Annotated in this window: 16 protein-coding genes, 1 tRNA gene and 1 pseudogene; 6 read left to right on the top strand and 12 right to left on the bottom strand. The window is 65.9% G+C overall.

Annotation, left to right across the window (positions count from 1 at the left end):
* Window positions 1-318 precede the first annotated feature (318 nt).
* Window positions 319-394: transfer RNA gene (locus tag ACFQE0_RS27045), tRNA-Glu, on the bottom strand.
* An 89-nt stretch (window positions 395-483) separates the two neighbouring features.
* On the opposite strand from ACFQE0_RS27045, the gene ACFQE0_RS27040 reads away from it, so the two are divergent.
* Together ACFQE0_RS27040 and rpoH are read left to right on the top strand one after the other, a co-directional pair.
* Window positions 484-1,467 carry an RluA family pseudouridine synthase gene (locus ACFQE0_RS27040; RefSeq protein ID WP_378975050.1) on the top strand — a complete coding sequence of 328 codons (984 nt, stop codon included), beginning with the start codon at window positions 484-486 and terminating at the stop codon, window positions 1,465-1,467.
* Window positions 1,468-1,686: 219 nt separating this feature from the next.
* Window positions 1,687-2,574: an RNA polymerase sigma factor RpoH gene (gene rpoH, locus ACFQE0_RS27035; protein WP_378975048.1), complete on the top strand. Its 888-nt coding sequence runs from the start codon at window positions 1,687-1,689 to the stop codon at window positions 2,572-2,574.
* A gap of 66 nt (window positions 2,575-2,640) precedes the next feature.
* Here rpoH and ACFQE0_RS27030 read toward each other — a convergent pair whose 3' ends face one another.
* From ACFQE0_RS27030 to hemB, 9 genes and pseudogenes are all read right to left on the bottom strand, one after another.
* Complete coding sequence (locus tag ACFQE0_RS27030) at window positions 2,641-4,107, bottom strand: histidine kinase (RefSeq protein ID WP_378975046.1); 1,467 nt, start codon at window positions 4,105-4,107, stop codon at window positions 2,641-2,643.
* Window positions 4,108-4,256: 149 nt separating this feature from the next.
* A complete protein-coding gene (locus ACFQE0_RS27025) occupies window positions 4,257-5,549 on the bottom strand; it encodes an adenylosuccinate synthase (protein ID WP_378975044.1) in 1,293 nt (430 codons plus the stop codon).
* Window positions 5,550-5,691: 142 nt separating this feature from the next.
* Complete coding sequence (locus ACFQE0_RS27020; RefSeq protein ID WP_378975715.1) at window positions 5,692-6,012, bottom strand: hypothetical protein; 321 nt, start codon at window positions 6,010-6,012, stop codon at window positions 5,692-5,694.
* Window positions 6,013-6,120: 108 nt separating this feature from the next.
* Window positions 6,121-6,977: pseudogene (locus ACFQE0_RS27015) on the bottom strand (D-amino-acid transaminase).
* A gap of 57 nt (window positions 6,978-7,034) precedes the next feature.
* Window positions 7,035-8,342 carry an adenylosuccinate lyase gene (purB, locus tag ACFQE0_RS27010; RefSeq protein ID WP_378975042.1) on the bottom strand — a complete coding sequence of 436 codons (1,308 nt, stop codon included), beginning with the start codon at window positions 8,340-8,342 and terminating at the stop codon, window positions 7,035-7,037.
* 89 nt (window positions 8,343-8,431) lie between these two features.
* Window positions 8,432-9,178 (bottom strand): arginyltransferase, encoded by a 747-nt coding sequence (locus ACFQE0_RS27005; protein WP_378975040.1) that lies wholly within the window; start codon window positions 9,176-9,178, stop codon window positions 8,432-8,434.
* Between the two features lie 155 nt (window positions 9,179-9,333).
* Window positions 9,334-9,822 (bottom strand): RDD family protein, encoded by a 489-nt coding sequence (locus tag ACFQE0_RS27000; protein ID WP_378975038.1) that lies wholly within the window; start codon window positions 9,820-9,822, stop codon window positions 9,334-9,336.
* A gap of 86 nt (window positions 9,823-9,908) precedes the next feature.
* Window positions 9,909-10,277, bottom strand: coding sequence for a hypothetical protein (locus ACFQE0_RS26995; protein ID WP_378975036.1), 369 nt, complete (start codon window positions 10,275-10,277; stop codon window positions 9,909-9,911).
* A gap of 25 nt (window positions 10,278-10,302) precedes the next feature.
* Window positions 10,303-11,358 carry a porphobilinogen synthase gene (gene hemB, locus ACFQE0_RS26990; RefSeq protein ID WP_378975034.1) on the bottom strand — a complete coding sequence of 352 codons (1,056 nt, stop codon included), beginning with the start codon at window positions 11,356-11,358 and terminating at the stop codon, window positions 10,303-10,305.
* Window positions 11,359-11,610: 252 nt separating this feature from the next.
* Here hemB and ACFQE0_RS26985 point away from each other — a divergent pair, with 252 nt between their 5' ends.
* Together ACFQE0_RS26985 and ldtR are read left to right on the top strand one after the other, a co-directional pair.
* Complete coding sequence (locus tag ACFQE0_RS26985; protein WP_378975032.1) at window positions 11,611-12,069, top strand: DUF6163 family protein; 459 nt, start codon at window positions 11,611-11,613, stop codon at window positions 12,067-12,069.
* A 266-nt stretch (window positions 12,070-12,335) separates the two neighbouring features.
* Window positions 12,336-12,848 carry a transcriptional regulator LdtR gene (gene ldtR / locus ACFQE0_RS26980; protein ID WP_378975030.1) on the top strand — a complete coding sequence of 171 codons (513 nt, stop codon included), beginning with the start codon at window positions 12,336-12,338 and terminating at the stop codon, window positions 12,846-12,848.
* Here ldtR and ACFQE0_RS26975 read toward each other — a convergent pair.
* Window positions 12,845-13,450, bottom strand: a complete 606-nt coding sequence (locus tag ACFQE0_RS26975) for an exopolysaccharide biosynthesis protein (protein WP_378975028.1) — start codon at window positions 13,448-13,450, stop codon at window positions 12,845-12,847. The genes ldtR and ACFQE0_RS26975 overlap by 4 nt on opposite strands.
* Window positions 13,451-13,704: 254 nt before the next feature.
* On the opposite strand from ACFQE0_RS26975, the gene bcsS reads away from it, so the two are divergent.
* Window positions 13,705-14,412, top strand: coding sequence for a cellulose biosynthesis protein BcsS (gene bcsS, locus ACFQE0_RS26970; protein WP_378975026.1), 708 nt, complete (start codon window positions 13,705-13,707; stop codon window positions 14,410-14,412).
* On the opposite strand, the gene ACFQE0_RS26965 is transcribed toward bcsS, so the two are convergent.
* Complete coding sequence (locus tag ACFQE0_RS26965; RefSeq protein ID WP_378975024.1) at window positions 14,379-15,974, bottom strand: cryptochrome/photolyase family protein; 1,596 nt, start codon at window positions 15,972-15,974, stop codon at window positions 14,379-14,381. The genes bcsS and ACFQE0_RS26965 overlap by 34 nt on opposite strands.
* Before the next feature lie 137 nt (window positions 15,975-16,111).
* Here ACFQE0_RS26965 and ACFQE0_RS26960 point away from each other — a divergent pair, with 137 nt between their 5' ends.
* The gene (locus tag ACFQE0_RS26960; protein WP_378975022.1) at window positions 16,112-16,978 is read left to right on the top strand and encodes a methionyl-tRNA formyltransferase; all 867 of its coding nucleotides are present in this window, start codon (window positions 16,112-16,114) and stop codon (window positions 16,976-16,978) included.
* Window positions 16,979-17,068: the final 90 nt, after the last annotated feature.

Below are 17,068 nucleotides of genomic sequence, written 5' to 3'. Positions count from 1 at the left end.
AAATATTAGATGTTCGGATGCAATAAAATTAGAGAATGGACGCGCTGTTTTAAATTTGTGCTCCTACGGCCCTTTCAAGATGAAAGAACGAAAGGGGATTGATAAGCCATCCTCGGAGAGCGGCTGTGCCACGTGCGGCGTAGCCGTGTCACGCAGCGCGTACCACGCTTCCGACGGACTAAAACGTGCCGCCGCAAGAGCACTTCGTCCGCAAGCCCAAGCTGATCGCAAGCGGGATATCACCGCGCCGGTCCAACCTGGACCAAGCAGTATCGAACGGCGGGAAAGATGGATTTACGCCTTAGCATGCAAGAGTGCTGGCGCTCCCAAGGGGAATCGAACCCCTGTTTTCGCCGTGAGAGGGCGACGTCCTAGACCGCTAGACGATGGGAGCTTTCCGGCGGCGTGGCGTTGCTATAGCGACGCCCGGACGGCGACACAAGTGCCGTTTGAAAAGTTTGTTCGACGAAGGGGTGCGGGCGGTTGGAAAGTCACGGAGAGGAGCGTGTCGGCACCGTGGAGGACGGTGGCCTGCGCCTCGATCGCGCTTTGGTCGGTCTGTTCCCCGACCTGTCGCGGGCGCGGCTTCAGGATCTCGTGCGCGCGGGTCATGTCACCCGGGATGGCGGCGTGGTCCGCGATCCCTCCCTCAAGATCCCCGCCGGTACACGCCTCGTCCTCGATCTGCCACCGCCCTCCGATCCGGTACCTGAGGCTGAGTCTGTCGATCTCGTCATCGCCTACGAGGACGACGACCTGATCGTCGTAGACAAACCCGCGGGGCTCGTGGTGCATCCCGCGCCGGGCCATTCCGGGGGCACCCTGGTGAACGCCCTGATCGCCCATTGCGGGGCCAGCCTGTCGGGTGTCGGTGGCGTACGCCGCCCCGGCATCGTCCATCGCCTAGACAAGGACACGAGCGGCCTCATCGTCGTTGCCAAGAACGACAGGGCGCATCATGGGCTCGCGGCACAGTTCGCGGACCATGGCCGCACTGGGCCTCTGGAGCGGGCCTATCTGGCCTTCGTGTGGGGATCCCCGCACCCAGCAATCGGCACGATCCAGGCAAGCCTTGCCCGGTCGCGTCACAACCGCGAGAAGATTGCCGTCGTCTCGGACGAGGCCGGCCGCGATGCGATCACCCATTACGCGGTGATCGAGAGGTATGCCGAAGCGAGCCTCGTCCGCTGCAAGCTGGAGACGGGGCGCACGCACCAGATCCGCGTGCATCTATCCCATCGCGGCCATCCGCTCCTCGGCGATGGCGTTTACGGTGCCGCCTTCCGCACAAAGGCGGCCCGGTTGCCAGACGAGGCGAAGGCCGCGCTGACAGCGCTCGGGCGGCAGGCGCTCCATGCGGAACTGCTCGGCTTCGCCCATCCGCGCACCGGCGAAACCCTGCGTTTCGAGAGCGCGCTTCCACCGGACATGGCCGCGCTAAAGGCTGCCCTGGTCACGTCATTATGACGGCGGGCGTGCGAAAGGACACGACAGGCCGCGGCACTTCGTGTCATCTTTCGACCCAATGATCCGGTCGTGCGTTGGTAGCGACGTCAACGTGCTCCAGACGCGGCGGGATTGTTGGAGTGGCCCAGTGGAAATGGGCGCTCACGGGGGTCGGCTCAAGAGCGGCTCCGCCGACAACCACGTCCGCCCAACTGGGGGACCGTTTTTAGGAGTGATGCCATGGCCGGTACGCTGCCCGTGCTCGCCAACGAAGGTGGCCTTTCGCGCTACCTTGACGAGATCCGCAAGTTCCCCATGCTGGAGCCTGCGGAGGAGTTCACCCTCGCCAAATCCTGGCGCGATGCCGGCGATCGCGAGGCCGCTCACCGCCTCGTGACCTCCCACCTACGGCTCGTTGCGAAGATCGCCATGGGCTACCGCGGCTATGGCCTGCCGATCGCGGAAGTCGTGTCGGAAGGGAACGTCGGCCTGATGCAGGCCGTGAAGCGTTTCGACCCGGATAAGGGTTTCCGGCTGGCTACCTATGCCATGTGGTGGATCAAGGCGGCCATTCAGGAGTACATCCTGCGCTCGTGGTCGCTCGTGAAGATGGGCACCACGGCCAACCAGAAGAAGCTGTTCTTCAACCTGCGCAAGGCCAAGGGTCGCATCTCCGCGCTGGAGGAGGGCGACCTGCGCCCCGATCAGGTAGCCCAGATCGCGACCCGTCTCGGCGTGCCGGAGCAGGACGTGGTGGACATGAACCGCCGTCTCTCCGGCGATACTTCGCTGAACGCGCCTCTTCGTGAGGAAGGCGAGGGCGAGTGGCAGGATTGGTTGGTGGACAACACCCCGAGCCAGGAAACCGTGCTGGTTCGTGAGCAGGAGGGTCAGAACCGCCTCTCGGCGCTTCGCGATGCCCTCGGCGTCCTCAATCCTCGCGAGCGGCGTATCTTCGAGGCGCGTCGCCTCGCCGAGGATCCAATCACGCTAGAAGACCTGTCCGGTGAGTTCGGCGTCTCCCGCGAGCGGGTGCGTCAGATCGAGGTGCGCGCCTTCGAAAAGGTGCAGGAAGCAGTCAAGCGCAACGTGGCAACGCGCGAGGCGCCCCGAGCCACCGCCCACTGAGGGTTCACAACCCGAGAAACGAACGAAGCCGGCGGGGCACCCCGCCGGCTTCGTTCGTTTGGGCGATTATTTCCAGGCGTCGAAGGCCTGCTGAAGGACCTGCTCACCCGAGGCCCCCTTCTCGAAGGTCAGGACGGCGCGTCGGCCGGACGTGTAGCGCACCGCAAGGTCGAACCAGGGCCGGTGCAGAAGCAGATCGGTGTTGCGCTCGACATCGGCGGGAAGCGACGACAGGCCGATCAGGAAGAGGTTGTCCCGTACGCGAACCGGAAGGCCGGAGACCGGCGAACCGCGGCTGTTCTCGTCATCTTTCGCCTGAAGCAGGCCGACATCCTGCACGGTCCGCGAGGCCGCATCAGGCCCGCTCTGAGTGAAGGACAGGCTGACCGTATGGGAGGCGGGCAGCGTCGAATCGAGGTTTTTCTGGATTGTCATGGTGAGGGTCAGACCCCCATCCAGAAAGCTCACTACGGCCGTCGCGGAGGTCTGGAGCGGCTGACCCTGTTCGCCGTTGGCCGTATCGAGGCGCCATGTGACGCGGCCCGGCGTCGTCTGGGGTTGCGAGTTCTCTGCCGAGGTCGACTCCTCGATCAGGAAAGCGCGTTTCGCCACGGCGACGGTCGGCTGTTCGGGCACTGCGGGAGTCTGTGTCCGAGGTGCAGCACCGTCCTGCTTCGGCTTCGGCCGCTCGGCCGGGGTTGCCTCGCCGCCCACGCGGTCATTGAACTTGGTGTCCGGGTTTTCGCCGGTCTGCTGCACCGGATCGGAATTCAGGCGCGTGGCGGTTTGGGGCTTGTCCCGCAGGAGGAAGGCCGCGACCGCGATGGCACCGATCACCGCCACGAGGACAGTGCCGATGAGCAGGTTGCGCAAGATCTTCGACCGCCCGGTCCGGGGCGCGACGACAGCGATGCGCGGACGCTGGCGGCCCTGTCCGAGATCGGCGCTCGCATCGAGCTCTTCAGCCTGCGGCGGTGCGACAGGCTCGGAAGCGTTGGGCCCGGCGGGCGTGAATTCCGTGTCCTGAACGGAGGCGGATTTCGGCGGCGCGAAGGCGACGGCCGCCTCGCGCGGCTTCTCCTGGATCGGCTCGGGCGTCAGGACGAAGCGGGGCGAAGACGCGGCTGGAAGTGCGGGCTCTTCGACGGGGCCCGCCTGCGGCCGGTCCGCCTCTGGCAGCGACTCGACTTTCGGCTCAGCGGGAGGCGCAGGTTCGGGCTCAGGAGCAGGCGTGGGGACCGGCGTCGGAGCAGGAGGAGCTTGCGGAGGCGGCGCGGCCGGCTCCGGCTTGTCCTTAGCGGCATCGTTGGCCGGCGCGGGAATGCCGCCATGCTCGACTTCCAGCCGCTCGATGGCCGCATCGAGGGCTCGCCGTTCGAGATCGATGTCGTCTTCCGACAGGGGCGGTTCGAGGGAGCGCAGCTGGCTGATCAGGGCGTTGCGCGCCCTGTCGTAGACGGCCCGCCGCAAACCGGGCGAGCGGTCGGGAAGAGCGTCCAGGGCCCTCGCCAGAAGCGGGTAATAATCGGCCATACTGCTCCGGTTCGCCCGCTTGGCGCCCTGGCGGCTGCTCTTGAACCCGCAGCCGCCTCCCTATCATGCTCTATTAACCGAAACGGCGACGGTTCAACACCGTAGGTGGCCCGACACCGACGCCGTCAACGAGATATCCGGTGTGCCGATCAATCCTCGAAGGGATTGTGCATGAGGATCGTGTCGTCGCGCTCGGGCGAGGTCGACAGAAGCGCCACCGGCGCGCCAATCAGCTCCTCGATCCGACGGACATACTTGATCGCCTGAGCAGGCAGATCGGCCCAGGAACGGCCACCCGCGGTCGTCTCCGTCCAGCCCTCGAATGCCTCGTAGATCGGTTCGACACGGGCCTGATCGGCCTGGCTGGCCGGGAGGTGGTCGATCTCGCGTCCGTCGAGGCGATAGCCAGTACAGATCTGGATGGTCTCGAACCCGTCGAGGATGTCGAGCTTGGTCAGCGCAATACCGTTGATGCCGGAAGTGCGCACCGTCTGGCGAACCAGGGCGGCATCGAACCAGCCACAGCGGCGCTTGCGTCCGGTGACCACGCCGAATTCGCGCCCACGCTCGCCGATCCGCTCACCGGTGGCATCGGTCAACTCGGTGGGGAAGGGGCCTTCGCCCACCCGGGTCGTGTAGGCCTTCACGATGCCGAGGACGTAGCCGATGGCCGAGGGCCCGAGGCCGGACCCTGTCGCTGCTTGAGCCGCCACGATGTTGGAGGAGGTGACGTAGGGGTAGGTGCCGTGGTCCACATCAAGCAGGGCACCCTGGGCACCCTCGAACAGGATGCGTTTGCCGGCGCGACGGGCCTCGTCGAGCAGCGACCAGACCGTATCCGCGAAGGGCAGAATCTTCGGCGCGATGGCCAGAAGTTCGGCCTTCAGCGCAGCGCCGTCAATCTCATCGATGCCGAGGCCCCGGCGCAGCGCGTTGTGATGGGCGAGGAGCCGGGCGATCTTGGCGTCCAGCATGTCGGCATCCGCGAGGTCGACCACCCGGATCGCCCGACGACCGACCTTGTCCTCGTAAGCGGGGCCGATACCGCGCTTCGTGGTGCCGATCTTCAGCACCGAATTCGAGGTCTCGCGGTAATGATCCAATTCGCGATGCAGCGGCAGGATCAGCGTGGCGTTGTCCGCGATGCGCAGATTCTCGGGTGTGATCGTCACGCCCTGCTGTGCGATCTTGGCGATCTCTTCCACGAGGTGCCAGGGATCGACGACCACGCCGTTGCCGATCACAGACAGCGTCCCACCGCGCACCACGCCGGACGGCAGCAGCGATAGCTTGTAGGTCACCCCGTCGATGACGAGCGTGTGGCCGGCATTGTGGCCGCCCTGGAAACGAACGACCACGTCGGCCTGCTCTGAGAGCCAATCGACGATCTTGCCCTTGCCCTCGTCGCCCCACTGGGCGCCGACTACGACGACGTTGGCCATGCCTGCCTTGAACCCGTGTCAATGCCCGCCACGGCTCCGGACGCAATCCGGGATGGCAGGCTCACAGTTCGTTTTCGCGATCCCGCAAGGGAAATCAAGCAAACATGGTCGGGACCGGGCGGTTGGACCCGGCTGTCCGCGCCTATTTTGCCTCGGTGCCGGGCTGGCGGCCGGGCAATTCACCGGGCTTGATCACGGGCATCGAGCCGCTTTGGTCGGGCTTGACCACGTTCCCCGTCGCCGCATCGGCGGGCGGCTTTATCACGCCATCGTTTTTCTGAAGCTTGTCCGACAGGGTCTGATCCTGCGGCGGAGCGTCGGCACTTGGACGAACCCGGTCGGGCGGCGTCTGAGTCGCCGGGGGCAGGGCGGGATCACTGTCCTGCTTGCGCAGGGGGACGTCCGGGTTCTGGGCCAGCGCCACCCCGCCGGTCAGCAGCACCGCGAGGGCGGCGGCGGGCACTTTGGAGAGACGAAACAGGCTCGGCAACGCGGCCTCCAGGCTTGGTTACGACGTCCCGACGAAACAGGCGGCACGCCAAACCGTTCCGCCCGCCGTAGAAACCGCGCCTCAGCCAGCCCGCGCCAATTCGAGATAGAGCCCCGCAGCCGCTTCGTCAGCTGGCCCGGCTTTCCGTCGCCGATCGCCTTCCCGTCGATCTCGATCACCGGCATCACGAAGGCTGACGCGCTGGTGTAGAAGGCCTCGGCGGCCGCGTGTGCCTCAGGCACGGGAATCAGCCGCTCCTCGATGGTCAGATCAGCCTCGGCGGCGAGCCGGAGGACGCTGGCGCGGGTGATGCCAGGCAGGAGCGCGGTCGAGAGAGGCCGCGTCACGAGTTTGCGGTCACCGCTGATGATGAAGGCCGTGGAGGACGAGCCTTCCGTGATCGAGCCGTCCTCGATCATCCATGCCTCGGCGACGCCCGCCTCGACAGCCTGCTGCTTGGCCAACACCTGCGCGAGCAGGGCCACCGACTTGATGTCCCGACGCTTCCAGCGAAGGTCCTCGACCGTGATGACCCGCGCGCCTGTCTCGGCCAAGGGGTTGGCAGCCACCTTTTTCGCCTGGGTGAACATCATCACCGTCGGCGCCGTGCTGGCCGGGGGGAACGCGAAGTCACGTTCCGCCACGCCGCGCGTGACCTGCATGTAGACCAGCCCCTCGGTCACAGCGTTCCGGCGCATCAATTCGGTCTGCAACCGCTCCCATTCCGACGAATCGTGCGGGTTGCGGATGCCGATCTCGCCAAGCGAGCGGTCCAGCCGCGCCAGATGCGCCGCGTTGTCCACCAGACGCCCGTCGAGGATGGCAGACACTTCGTAGATCCCGTCAGCGAAGAGAAAGCCCCGATCCATGATCGGAACCTTTGCTTCCTCGAAGGGCAAAAATTCGCCGTTCAGGTAGACGATGCGGGACGCGCTCACGGCGATATTCCTCGAAATCAGGCGGTCGAACGGTCGTGCAGGCTTCGCGGCGGCGCTTCAGGCTTGCCCGAAGACACGACGGAAGATCGTGTCGACATGCTTGAAGTGGTAGCCGAGATCGAAGCACTCCTCGATCTGCTCGGGCGTCAGGGCCGCCGTCACTTCCGTGTCGGCCTTGAGCAGGGTGAGGAAGTCGCCCTCGCCGCGCCAGACCGGCATCGCATTCCGCTGGACCAGCCGGTACGCGTCCTCGCGTGAAACACCGGCCTGGGTCAGGGCGAGCAGCACCCGCTGCGAATGGGCGAGGCCGCCGAGGCGGTCGAGGTTCTTCTGCATATTGGCCGGGTAGACCAGCAGCTTCTCCATCACGCCCGTCATCCGCGCGAGGGCGAAGTCGAGGGTGACGGTCGCGTCCGGGCCGATCATCCGCTCGACCGACGAATGCGAGATGTCGCGCTCGTGCCAGAGGGCCACGTTCTCCATGGCGGGCGTCACGTAGCTGCGCACCATGCGTGCGAGGCCGGTGATGTTCTCGGTGAGCACCGGGTTGCGCTTGTGCGGCATGGCCGAGGAGCCCTTCTGCCCCTCGGAGAAATATTCTTCCGCCTCCAGCACCTCGGTGCGCTGGAGATGACGAATCTCGATGGACAGCCTCTCCAGGGACGAGGCGACGACGCCGAGCGTGGCGAAGAACATGGCATGGCGATCGCGCGGGATGACCTGCGTCGAAACCGGCTCGGGGTTCAGGCCCATCTTGCGAGCGACGTATTCCTCGACGCGCGGATCGATATTAGCGAAGGTGCCGACCGCGCCCGAAATGGCGCAGGTGGCAATCTCCTCGCGCGCGGCAACGAGGCGAGCGCGGTTGCGGGCGAACTCGGCATAGGCCTGGGCGAGCTTGAGGCCGAAGGTCACCGGCTCGGCGTGGATGCCGTGCGAGCGGCCGATGGTCGGCGTCATCTTATGCTCTTCGGCCCGGTGCTTCAGGGCATCGAGCAGGGCATCGACATCGGCGATCAGGATATCGGCAGCCCGGACGAGCTGCACGTTCAGGCAGGTATCGAGCACGTCCGAGGAGGTCATGCCCTGGTGGACGAAGCGCGCCTCCGGCCCGACGATCTCTGCGAGATGGGTCAGGAAGGCGATCACGTCGTGCTTCGTCACGGCTTCGATGGCGTCGATGCGGGCGACGTCGAACGTCGCGTCCTTGCCCATCGCCCAGACCTTCTCGGCCGCGTCCTTCGGCACGACGCCGATTTCGGCCAAGGCCGTGGTCGCGTGGGCCTCGATCTCGAACCAGATCCGGAAACGCGACTCGGGCGACCAGATCGCGGTCATCGCGGGGCGGCTGTAGCGGGGGATCATCGAAGCGCACTCGACCGTCGGGGAACGGTCGGCGGGTAGCACCGTGCGGCTTTCAGCTCAATGCGCACGGGTGACGGGGCAGGGCGGCGTTATTCCACGCGCACCCAGCCAGGGCCCATCAGCCGCTCCTGCGGCCTGAATTTGGCCTTGTAGTCCATCTTGCGGGAGCCATCGACCCAATAGCCAAGATAGAGGTACGGCAGGCCGAGCTGCTTGGCCCGGCGGATGTGGTCGAGAATCATGAAGGTGCCGGGGGAACGCCCGGCCTCCGACGGCTCGAAGAACGAGTAGACCATGGATAGACCGTCCGCGAGCACGTCCGTCAGGCAGACGGCGAGCGGCCCGCCCATACCGCGCCCGGTGATCGCCGTATCCGGCCCATGGCGGCGATACACGACGAGATGCGTGTCGACGTGGCTGTCCTCGATCATCATGGCGTAATCGAGCATGGTCATGTCGATCATGCCGCCATCATCGTGCCGGGCATTCAGGTAGCGCCGGAACAAGGCGTATTGCTCGGACGCTGGACGATTCTGCTCGGACCCGCCGATCAAATCGCTGTTGCGGGCCATCACCCGCTTCTGGCTGGCACTCGGCTCGAAATCATCCACCACCACCCGCACCGAGATGCAGGCGCGGCAGGATTCGCAGGCTGGGCGATAGGCGATGGTCTGAGAGCGGCGGAAGCCGCCCTGGGTCAGGATCTCGTTCAGATCGCGAGCGCGGCGGCCGACGAGATGAGTGAACACCTTCCGCTCTTCCTGGCCCGTCAGATACGGGCACGGGGAGGGCGCGGTGAGGTAGAATTGCGGAGTGTCGCGCGGGTGGCTCGTCACGCTTCGTCGGAACCTCAGCGGCGGCAGGACCCGCCGCCCCGCTTACAATCTACAAGGGTCGCGGCCCGGCTCAATGGCCTGTTTGGCCAAGCAGGCCGTAAAAAAGCGCGACCCTTGGAAACACGCGTTCCATGGAACCGAATCCGCGCCAGCCCTCAACGAGCATGCACGACTGCGAGGCCCAAGAGCACGTCATGGCCAAGGCGGCGATCCGAGCGCAGCAGGCCGAAGGCGACGTCGGCGCACCACAGCAGGAATGTCGACACCGCGACGTAGAACAGCAGCGCGTGAACGGCGGCCGAGATGATGTCGACCGGCCCGCCGCGCTCGGGCGCCACGACCCGAAGCCCCATCAATCGCTGGCCGATCGTGCTCTGGTGCCGCCCTCCGACCGTAATGGCACTGTAGAGGATGCCGCTTGCGGGAAGCACGGCGAAGAGCGTCCAGCCCAGGCCGAAAGTCACGATGCCGATCAGTGTGATGGCCAGGGTGAGCAGAGCCGTGAAGCCGAGGATGAACAGGATATCGAGCAGATACGCGATTGTTCGCGCGCCGATGCTCCCGCGGACGTAGGGAATCGGCAAACCGCCGGGGAAAGCGGTGGCGGCCGGGCGGCCAGCGTAATCGGTGCGAGATTCGTACATGGTCGGCAATACCTGCAAGCGGTGCAGCGATCACAAGGTGGGCGCCCCTATCGCCCGCCGCAAGGGTTGCCTCGGGCAACGGCGGATCAGGGCTTAGCCGGATCGGCCCGCGCCGCATCGGGGGTATCAAGGTAGTAGCGTTGGAGCATATGGAGGGCCGACCCGGACAGGGGCGTGCCGTCGTTCGCCACCTCCACGAGGTTCGAGGCGCCGTCAAAGCGGCAGAGCAGCCGATGCTGGCGAGTTCCCTCGGTATAGTCGACCCGCACGGTGCCGACCGCTGGGCCGGGGCCCGCGCCTTGGAAGCGGATGCCTGTCCCCTGGGCGACGGCGGGCAGCGTCCTGCGGCAGGTCGCGACTCGGTCCCGCCGCAGCGTGTCCTGGCATGCCGCGAGGCCGCCGAGGAACCCCACGACGACGCCTCCGGCCAACAGCCAGCGATGCGAGCGCCTCACGGCGCGGATGCCTGTCCTTCGCGGCTCAGAGCGAGCGCAGCCGCTCGGCGACGCGAGGAGCGTGATAGGTCAGCACACCGTCGGCGCCCGCGCGCTTGAAGGCGAGCAGCGCCTCGACCATCGCGCGATCACCGTCGAGCCAGCCGTTGCGGGCCGCAGCCTCGATCATCGCGTACTCGCCCGACACCTGGTAGGCGAAGGTCGGCACCTCGAACGTGTCCCGGACCCGGCGGATGATGTCGAGATAGGGCAGGCCTGGCTTCACCATCACCGAATCGGCGCCCTCCTCGAGATCGAGGGCGACCTCGCGCAAGGCCTCGGCTGAATTGCCGGGATCCATCTGATAGGTGCGCTTGTCGCCGACCAAGGCGGCCTTGGTGCCGATGGCATCGCGGAACGGCCCGTAGAAGGCGCTCGCATATTTCGCGGCATAGGCCATGATCTGGACGTCAAGGAACCCGGCCTTGTCGAGAGCGCGTCGGATCGCGCCGACACGGCCATCCATCATGTCCGAGGGGGCGATGATGTCGGTGCCTGCCTCGGCCTGGATCAGGCTCTGCTCCACGAGGACGGCGACAGTCTCGTCGTTGAGAATCGCACCGTCCTTCATCAGCCCGTCATGGCCGTGGCTGGTATAGGGGTCGAGGGCGACGTCGGTCATGATGCCGAGGCCGGGGACAGCTCGCTTCACCGCCCGCACCGCGCGGCAGACGAGGTTGTTGGCGTTCAGCGCCTCCGACCCGACCGGGTCGCGCAGGCTCACCTCCGTGAAGGGGAAGAAGGCGATGGCCGGAATGCCGAGCTTCGCGGCGCGCTCGGCATCGCGGACGATCTCGTCCACGCTCAGGCGCTCGACGCCCGGCATGGATGCCACCGGTTCGCGGCGGTTCTCACCCTCGATGACGAACATCGGCCAGATCAGGTCATCGACAGTCAGCGTGTGCTCGCGGACGAGACGGCGGGACCAGTCCGCCTTGCGGTTCCGGCGCGGTCGCTGGGTGAGGCCGAGGCTTCCGCTGCGATTGTCCTCGCGCACGGCGGCGTAGGCGAGGGGGCGGGGTTCCGGGATTCTGTCCGACATGCGCGCGGGTGTCCGGGCTCGAAAGAGGCGACCGCGCGGGAGGCTCCCGCGGACACGGCCGCGACGGGCGAGCGGTCATGCCCGCCATGTGCGAGCCGGGCGTAGCACGCCGCGGGAGGGCGACCCAAGGGGGACCATGCAGGGCAGGGGTGCCGCACGTTGACGGCGTGTCGCCAAAGGGGTTCAACCCGACCGGGAGGGGCCGCGAGATCGGGAGAAGAGCGACGTGAGCATCGAGCGGAGCCTGTACGCATGCGCGGCCTGATCCCGCTGCGCAGCAAGCCGGCGCGGCCGGGTAGCCTTCTCGGCGACCGCATCGAGCGCAACGCGGCGCCACCCGCCAGCACCTGGGACACGGCGCTGGTCTGGTTCATGCGGCTCACGGCCTTGGCGTGGCTCGGCAAGGCCGTCTTCGCCTGGGCGACCATTCTCGATGTCCGGCCCGGCGCACCGCCCTTCGAAGCGGAGCCGTTCGGACGGCAGGCGGCCATCGTCTATTTCGCCGTGGTAGATGCAGTCGCCGCGAGCGGTCTCTGGCTCACCAGTGCCTGGGGCGGGGTCATCTGGCTCCTTGCCGTCACCTCGGGACTGACGCTCGCGGTGCTGACGCCGCAGCTCGTGCCGGTCTCGACGCCGCTGCTCCTGTTCGGCGTGCTGGTGATGCTGATCTACTTTCTTCTCTCCTGGCTCGCTGCGCGCGAGAGCCACTGAGGCTGCGCCCGCAGAATCCGATGCGGGCGCCACCATTTCCGGGCTACCGCTTAGGATTGACGAAGGATTAGCGAGCGCGCCCGAAGCTTCGACCGCGAGAGTGAACGAAATCTTCCTTTAATCCATTCAGTTTGTCTTTACTCACACAGGTAAATCGCGAATTCATCTTGCCGCTTAAATCGTCTTTCATTCCCGCCGGATAGGTTTGCCAATAAGAGCGGTGACGGCCCATACGATCACCGCAAGATCCGTCAGGGATTGCACCGATGAAGAGCCAGACTGCCCGCACCCAGCTCGCTGCCACCGAGGAGCCCGCTGCCGCTCCCCACAACGCCTACCTAGAGGCGCTCCACCTCGTGGAGCGGCTTCACCGCCGCCTCCTCGACGTGATCAAGGACGAGTTCGAGCGCCGGGGTCGCGAGGACGTCAACAGCGTCCAGGCCCTGCTGCTCTACAACATCGGCGACAGCGAACTCGCCGCCAGCGAGTTGCGGACACGGGGCTACTATCTCGGCTCCAACGTGTCCTACAACGTCAAGAAGCTCGTGGAGGCCGGCTACCTGCACCACGCCCGCTCCAAGACGGACCGGCGCTCCGTGCGGATCAGCCTGACCGACAAAGGCCGCCAGATCCACGACATCGTGCAGCAGCTCTACGACAAGCATTCGCGCACGATCGCCCCGATCGGCGGCATTTCGGACGACGATTTCGACCGGCTGAACCGGGCCTTGGGACGCTTGGAGCGCTTCTGGACGGACCAGATCCGCTACCGCCTCTAGTAGAGGTGCAGCAGCCCGGCGACACCGGAGACGACGGCGTAGGCGAATCCCGCATTGATCGCCACGCCGAATAATCCGATGGCGAGCCCCGCCAAAACGACGATTCCGTCGCGTTCGACAAGGCCCAGCCCGACGAGACAGACGGCGAGCCCCAGCGGGATCTGCCCGATGAGCGGGGCCGCTACGATGAGTGCCAGGGCGAGCGCGAGAAGCGCCACGCCCATGCCGCGCATGCCGATGGCCGTTTCGAATACGCTGAGGCGCGGGCGCGACCAGCGCTCCAGCTTCCGCAGGATCGGCACGGCCCGCTTCACCGCGCGCTGAACGTCCGACTGCTTGATCGATTGCCCGAGCAGGCGCCGCGGGAGCCACGGGGCCGACATGCCGACCGCAATCTGAATTGCAACGAGCAGCAGCAGTAGGCCGCAGACGAGCGGAATCGGCGGCGGCATTGGTAGGCAGTTCGGCAAGCCGAGCAGCACGACCAGAAGGGCGAACGCCCGGTCGCGCAGAACCGCCACGATATCCGCCACCGTAAGACGCTCGCCCTCTTGGCTCGCGAGCACGGTGAGGACGTCCGAGGTGCGTGCACCGTAAGACAAGTCTCGCCCAACCTTCTCTGACTTGCGGGGGGCTCTATCCGAGAACGCCGCCCCCGCCAAGCCGCGCGGTGTCCCCAGGCTTTTTCGAGCAGCCGATTCGGACCTCACGTCGAACGCAACGGTGTGTTGCGACACCTGAAGTCTATTTTGACTGTCCTGTCGTTGCATCGCATCTGCGTGCAACTTTTCCTCCCAATTACTGCGACAGACCCCATCCCCTACGGATCAGGCCGACGGCAGCGGCTTTGAGCACGATGAGGATGCCATCGACTGGTCTCGTCTGGCTCGTGGCATTCGCGATCTTCGCGTCCGCGACAGCACGCGCCGCTGCGGCCGACCTCGACATCCTTCTGTTCGGAAGCCTCGACGGCGGAGCCGCCAGCTTCGCCACGTTCGGCGCGAAGGCTGGGGCAAGCTCGCTCGAAAAGAGTGGGTTCGTGACCCTGTGGAGTGTCGGGGGCGGGATACGACGCGAGAGGATGTTCTGCGGTTGTGGCAGACGAGCGATCTTCACGCGGCTGTCACAGACGACGTCCGAGCTGTTCGGCTACCAGTGGATCATCCCCGCAGGCGCCATCTCGGTCTATGCCGGATCCGAGACCGACCTCGACGCACTCGTTGGCGTCGCGGCCGTGCTGCGAACTGGCTGGCGGGTTCAGGGCGAGACTTGGCTTCGGCCGACCGAGGAAAGCCTCGTCCAAACCACCGTCATCGCAGGTTCGGCCCGCAACAGCGTGTGGATGCGCGCCGCCTGGGGCTACAAACTCGCAGGCGCTTACTTCGGCCCGGAAGGCAGCGTCTTTCTCGATGAAACCGGCTACCGGAAGGTGAGCTTCGGCCTGCACGCGACGGACGTCGCATTGGCCGACATCCGCCTACGCGTTTCAGCCGGGCTGCAATGGGAAACCCATCGCGCCGAGCCTCGCCCCTATTTGGGTTTGGCCGCTTGGTCGCCTTTGTGATCGGTCGTGAGCGAAGCAAGAAAGCGAGCGGCGTCCGCCTGAATCTCCTTCCGCCGTTTCTCATCCATCTTGCCGAGCGTTCGGTAGGGCATGGCCATCCGTTGATTGTCGGCGAGGCGGTCCTCGTTCTCGATCAGGAAGTTCCAGTAGAGATAATTGAAGGGGCAGGCCTTCGGGCCGTTCTTAACCTTCACATCGTAAAAACAGTCGCGGCAGTAATCCGACATTCGGTCGATATACGCGCCAGAGGCTGCGTAGGGCTTCGAACCCATCACACCGCCATCGGCCCAGAGCACCATCCCGTGGACGTTGGGTAACTCCACCCACTCATAGGCGTCGGCGAAGACGATGAGATACCACTCCTCAACCTGAGCGGGATCGAGCCCGGCGATGAGGGCGAAGTTGCCCGTCACCATCAGCCGCTGAATATGGTGGGCATAGGCATGGGCGCGGGTCTGGTCCACGACCTGCCGGATGCAACGAAGTTCGGTCTCGCCAGACCAATAGAACCACGGGAGCGGACGGCCCGCATCGAGGGCATTGGTCTCCCGATACTCGGGCATCCGAGCCCAGTAGAGCCCCCGAACATACTCGCGCCAGCCGAGGATCTGCCGGATGAACCCCTCGGCACAATGCAGCGGCACCGCACCCTCGCGATGGGCGCGTTCGGCCGCGCGGCATACCTCCTCGGCCGTCAGAAGCCCCGCATTGAGGGCGGGCGAGATGAGGGCGTGATAGAGGAAGGGCTCGTCGCCCTTCATCGCGTCCTGATAATCGCCGAAGGTCGGAAGGCATTCCTCGATGAAGTGGCGCAAGGAGGCGAGGGCGTCCCCACGCGTCACCGGCCATTGAAAGGCGGTCAGGTCGCCGAAATGGTCAGCGAATTCCTGCTCGACCAGTGTGATGGCCTCGCGCGTCACCGAATCCGGCTGGAAGCCGATTCGGTCCGGGAGGCGGTGGCCCCTGGGCAGCTTCTTCCGGTTCTCGGCGTCGAAGTTCCAGCGTCCGCCGAGGGGCTCGCCCTTCTCCATCAGGAGACCGGTCCGCTTGCGCATGCCCCGGTAGAACGTCTCCATCCGCAGATGATGGCGGCCCTCGGCCCATTTCGCGAAATCCTCACGGGGGCAGAGGAAACGGTTGTCTGGCCGAATCTCGACGGGCACCGGCAGATTGTCCCGCCACTCCTGCATCATCTGCCAGACGCGCCACTCCCCCGGCTCCGTCACCACCACGCGGGAGACGGCATGGCGGGCCAAAGCGCGCTCAACTTCCCCCGTAAAGCTGCCGGTGTTGCCCTCATCGGTCAGGCGGACGTAATCGACCTCGGCGCCTTCCTCTCTCAACTCTTCCGCGAAATGCCGCATGGCCGCGAACAGGAAGGCGATCTTTTGCTTGTGATGGCGGACGTAAGTTGCTTCGTCGCGCACCTCGACGAGGAGGACCACGTCCGCATCCGTGTCGAGGTCGGTCAGGCTGGAGACGCGCCGGTTGAGCTGGTCGCCCAGGATGAGACGTAGAGTCCTGTCTTGGCTCGCCTTCTTACGGGTTGTTCGGCTCGCCACTCATCCTCTCCCGCTCGCCGCGCCTGGAAGGCGCCGCCAATGGTCCCAAAGGGGTCGCACTCAGACTAAAGCGGGCCTATGACCTCGGGTACCGGGCATACCCGGTCGTCCCGGCACCACGACGTCGCAGGCCTCCCATGAAATTTGCCTTCGCCGGCATCGACTTCCTCGGCGGCGTGTTCGAGGCGCTGATCGAGGCGGGCTGGACACCGGTGAAGCTGTTCACTCGCGCCTGCGACGGCATCTACGACCACAACGAAATTGTCGTCACCCGCGCCCGCGCGGCGCGGATCCCGATCCAGCTGTCGAAAATTCATCCGGGCGACATCGACGCGCTCCATGCTGCGCACGGGCGGGATTGGGCTTTGGTGGTAGCGGGCTATCCCTGGCTGGTGCGCGGCTGGCGCGGCAAGGCGAACTACGCCGTGAATTTCCACCCCTCGCCGCTGCCAACGGGGCGCGGTCCCTATCCGCTGTTCCGGGCCGTGCTCGACGGCTACGAAACCTGGGGCGTGACGGCCCATGTGCTGGCCGAAACCGGTTTCGACACAGGCGACATCATCGCGCAGGAAATCTTCCCCCTGCGGCCGGGGGAAACCCATGAAACGCTCCTGGCCAAGTGCCAGATATCCGCGCGTCGGCTCGCTGCGGGGCCGCTGGCCCGTGACCTCCCCAACCGCTGGAAGCGCGCCGAGCCACAGGGCGACGGCTCTTACTGGGCACGGGCGACCGATGCCGACCGCACCCTCGACTTTCGCCAGGACGTCGCGGCGATCCTTCGCCGCGTGCGCGCCTTCGGGACGGTCGAGACGATCGCGCGTCTCGGCGATGTCCGTGGTTTCATCTCGCAAGCCGACGGCTGGACCGAGGCGCATAACCACGTTCCCGGCACCATCGTGCATCGGCACCGACGCCATCTCGTCGTAGCGGCGCGCGACGGCTACGTGCAGATCCTCCGCTGGTCACCCGCATCCCTGATCGAGGCGGCGCAGATCGGCCGCTGAGACGATGCCGTATTCTCCCGCAGGCCGCCCGATACGAAGCCGCCTTCCGTTTTTCCCGGGTCTTCCCTAGAGGTTTCTGGAAAGAGGCCC

It is taken from the genome of Methylobacterium komagatae, assembly GCF_042661665.1.
Classification (GTDB): domain Bacteria; phylum Pseudomonadota; class Alphaproteobacteria; order Rhizobiales; family Beijerinckiaceae; genus Methylobacterium; species Methylobacterium komagatae.
This window is presented reverse-complemented; position numbering and strand designations above follow the sequence as displayed.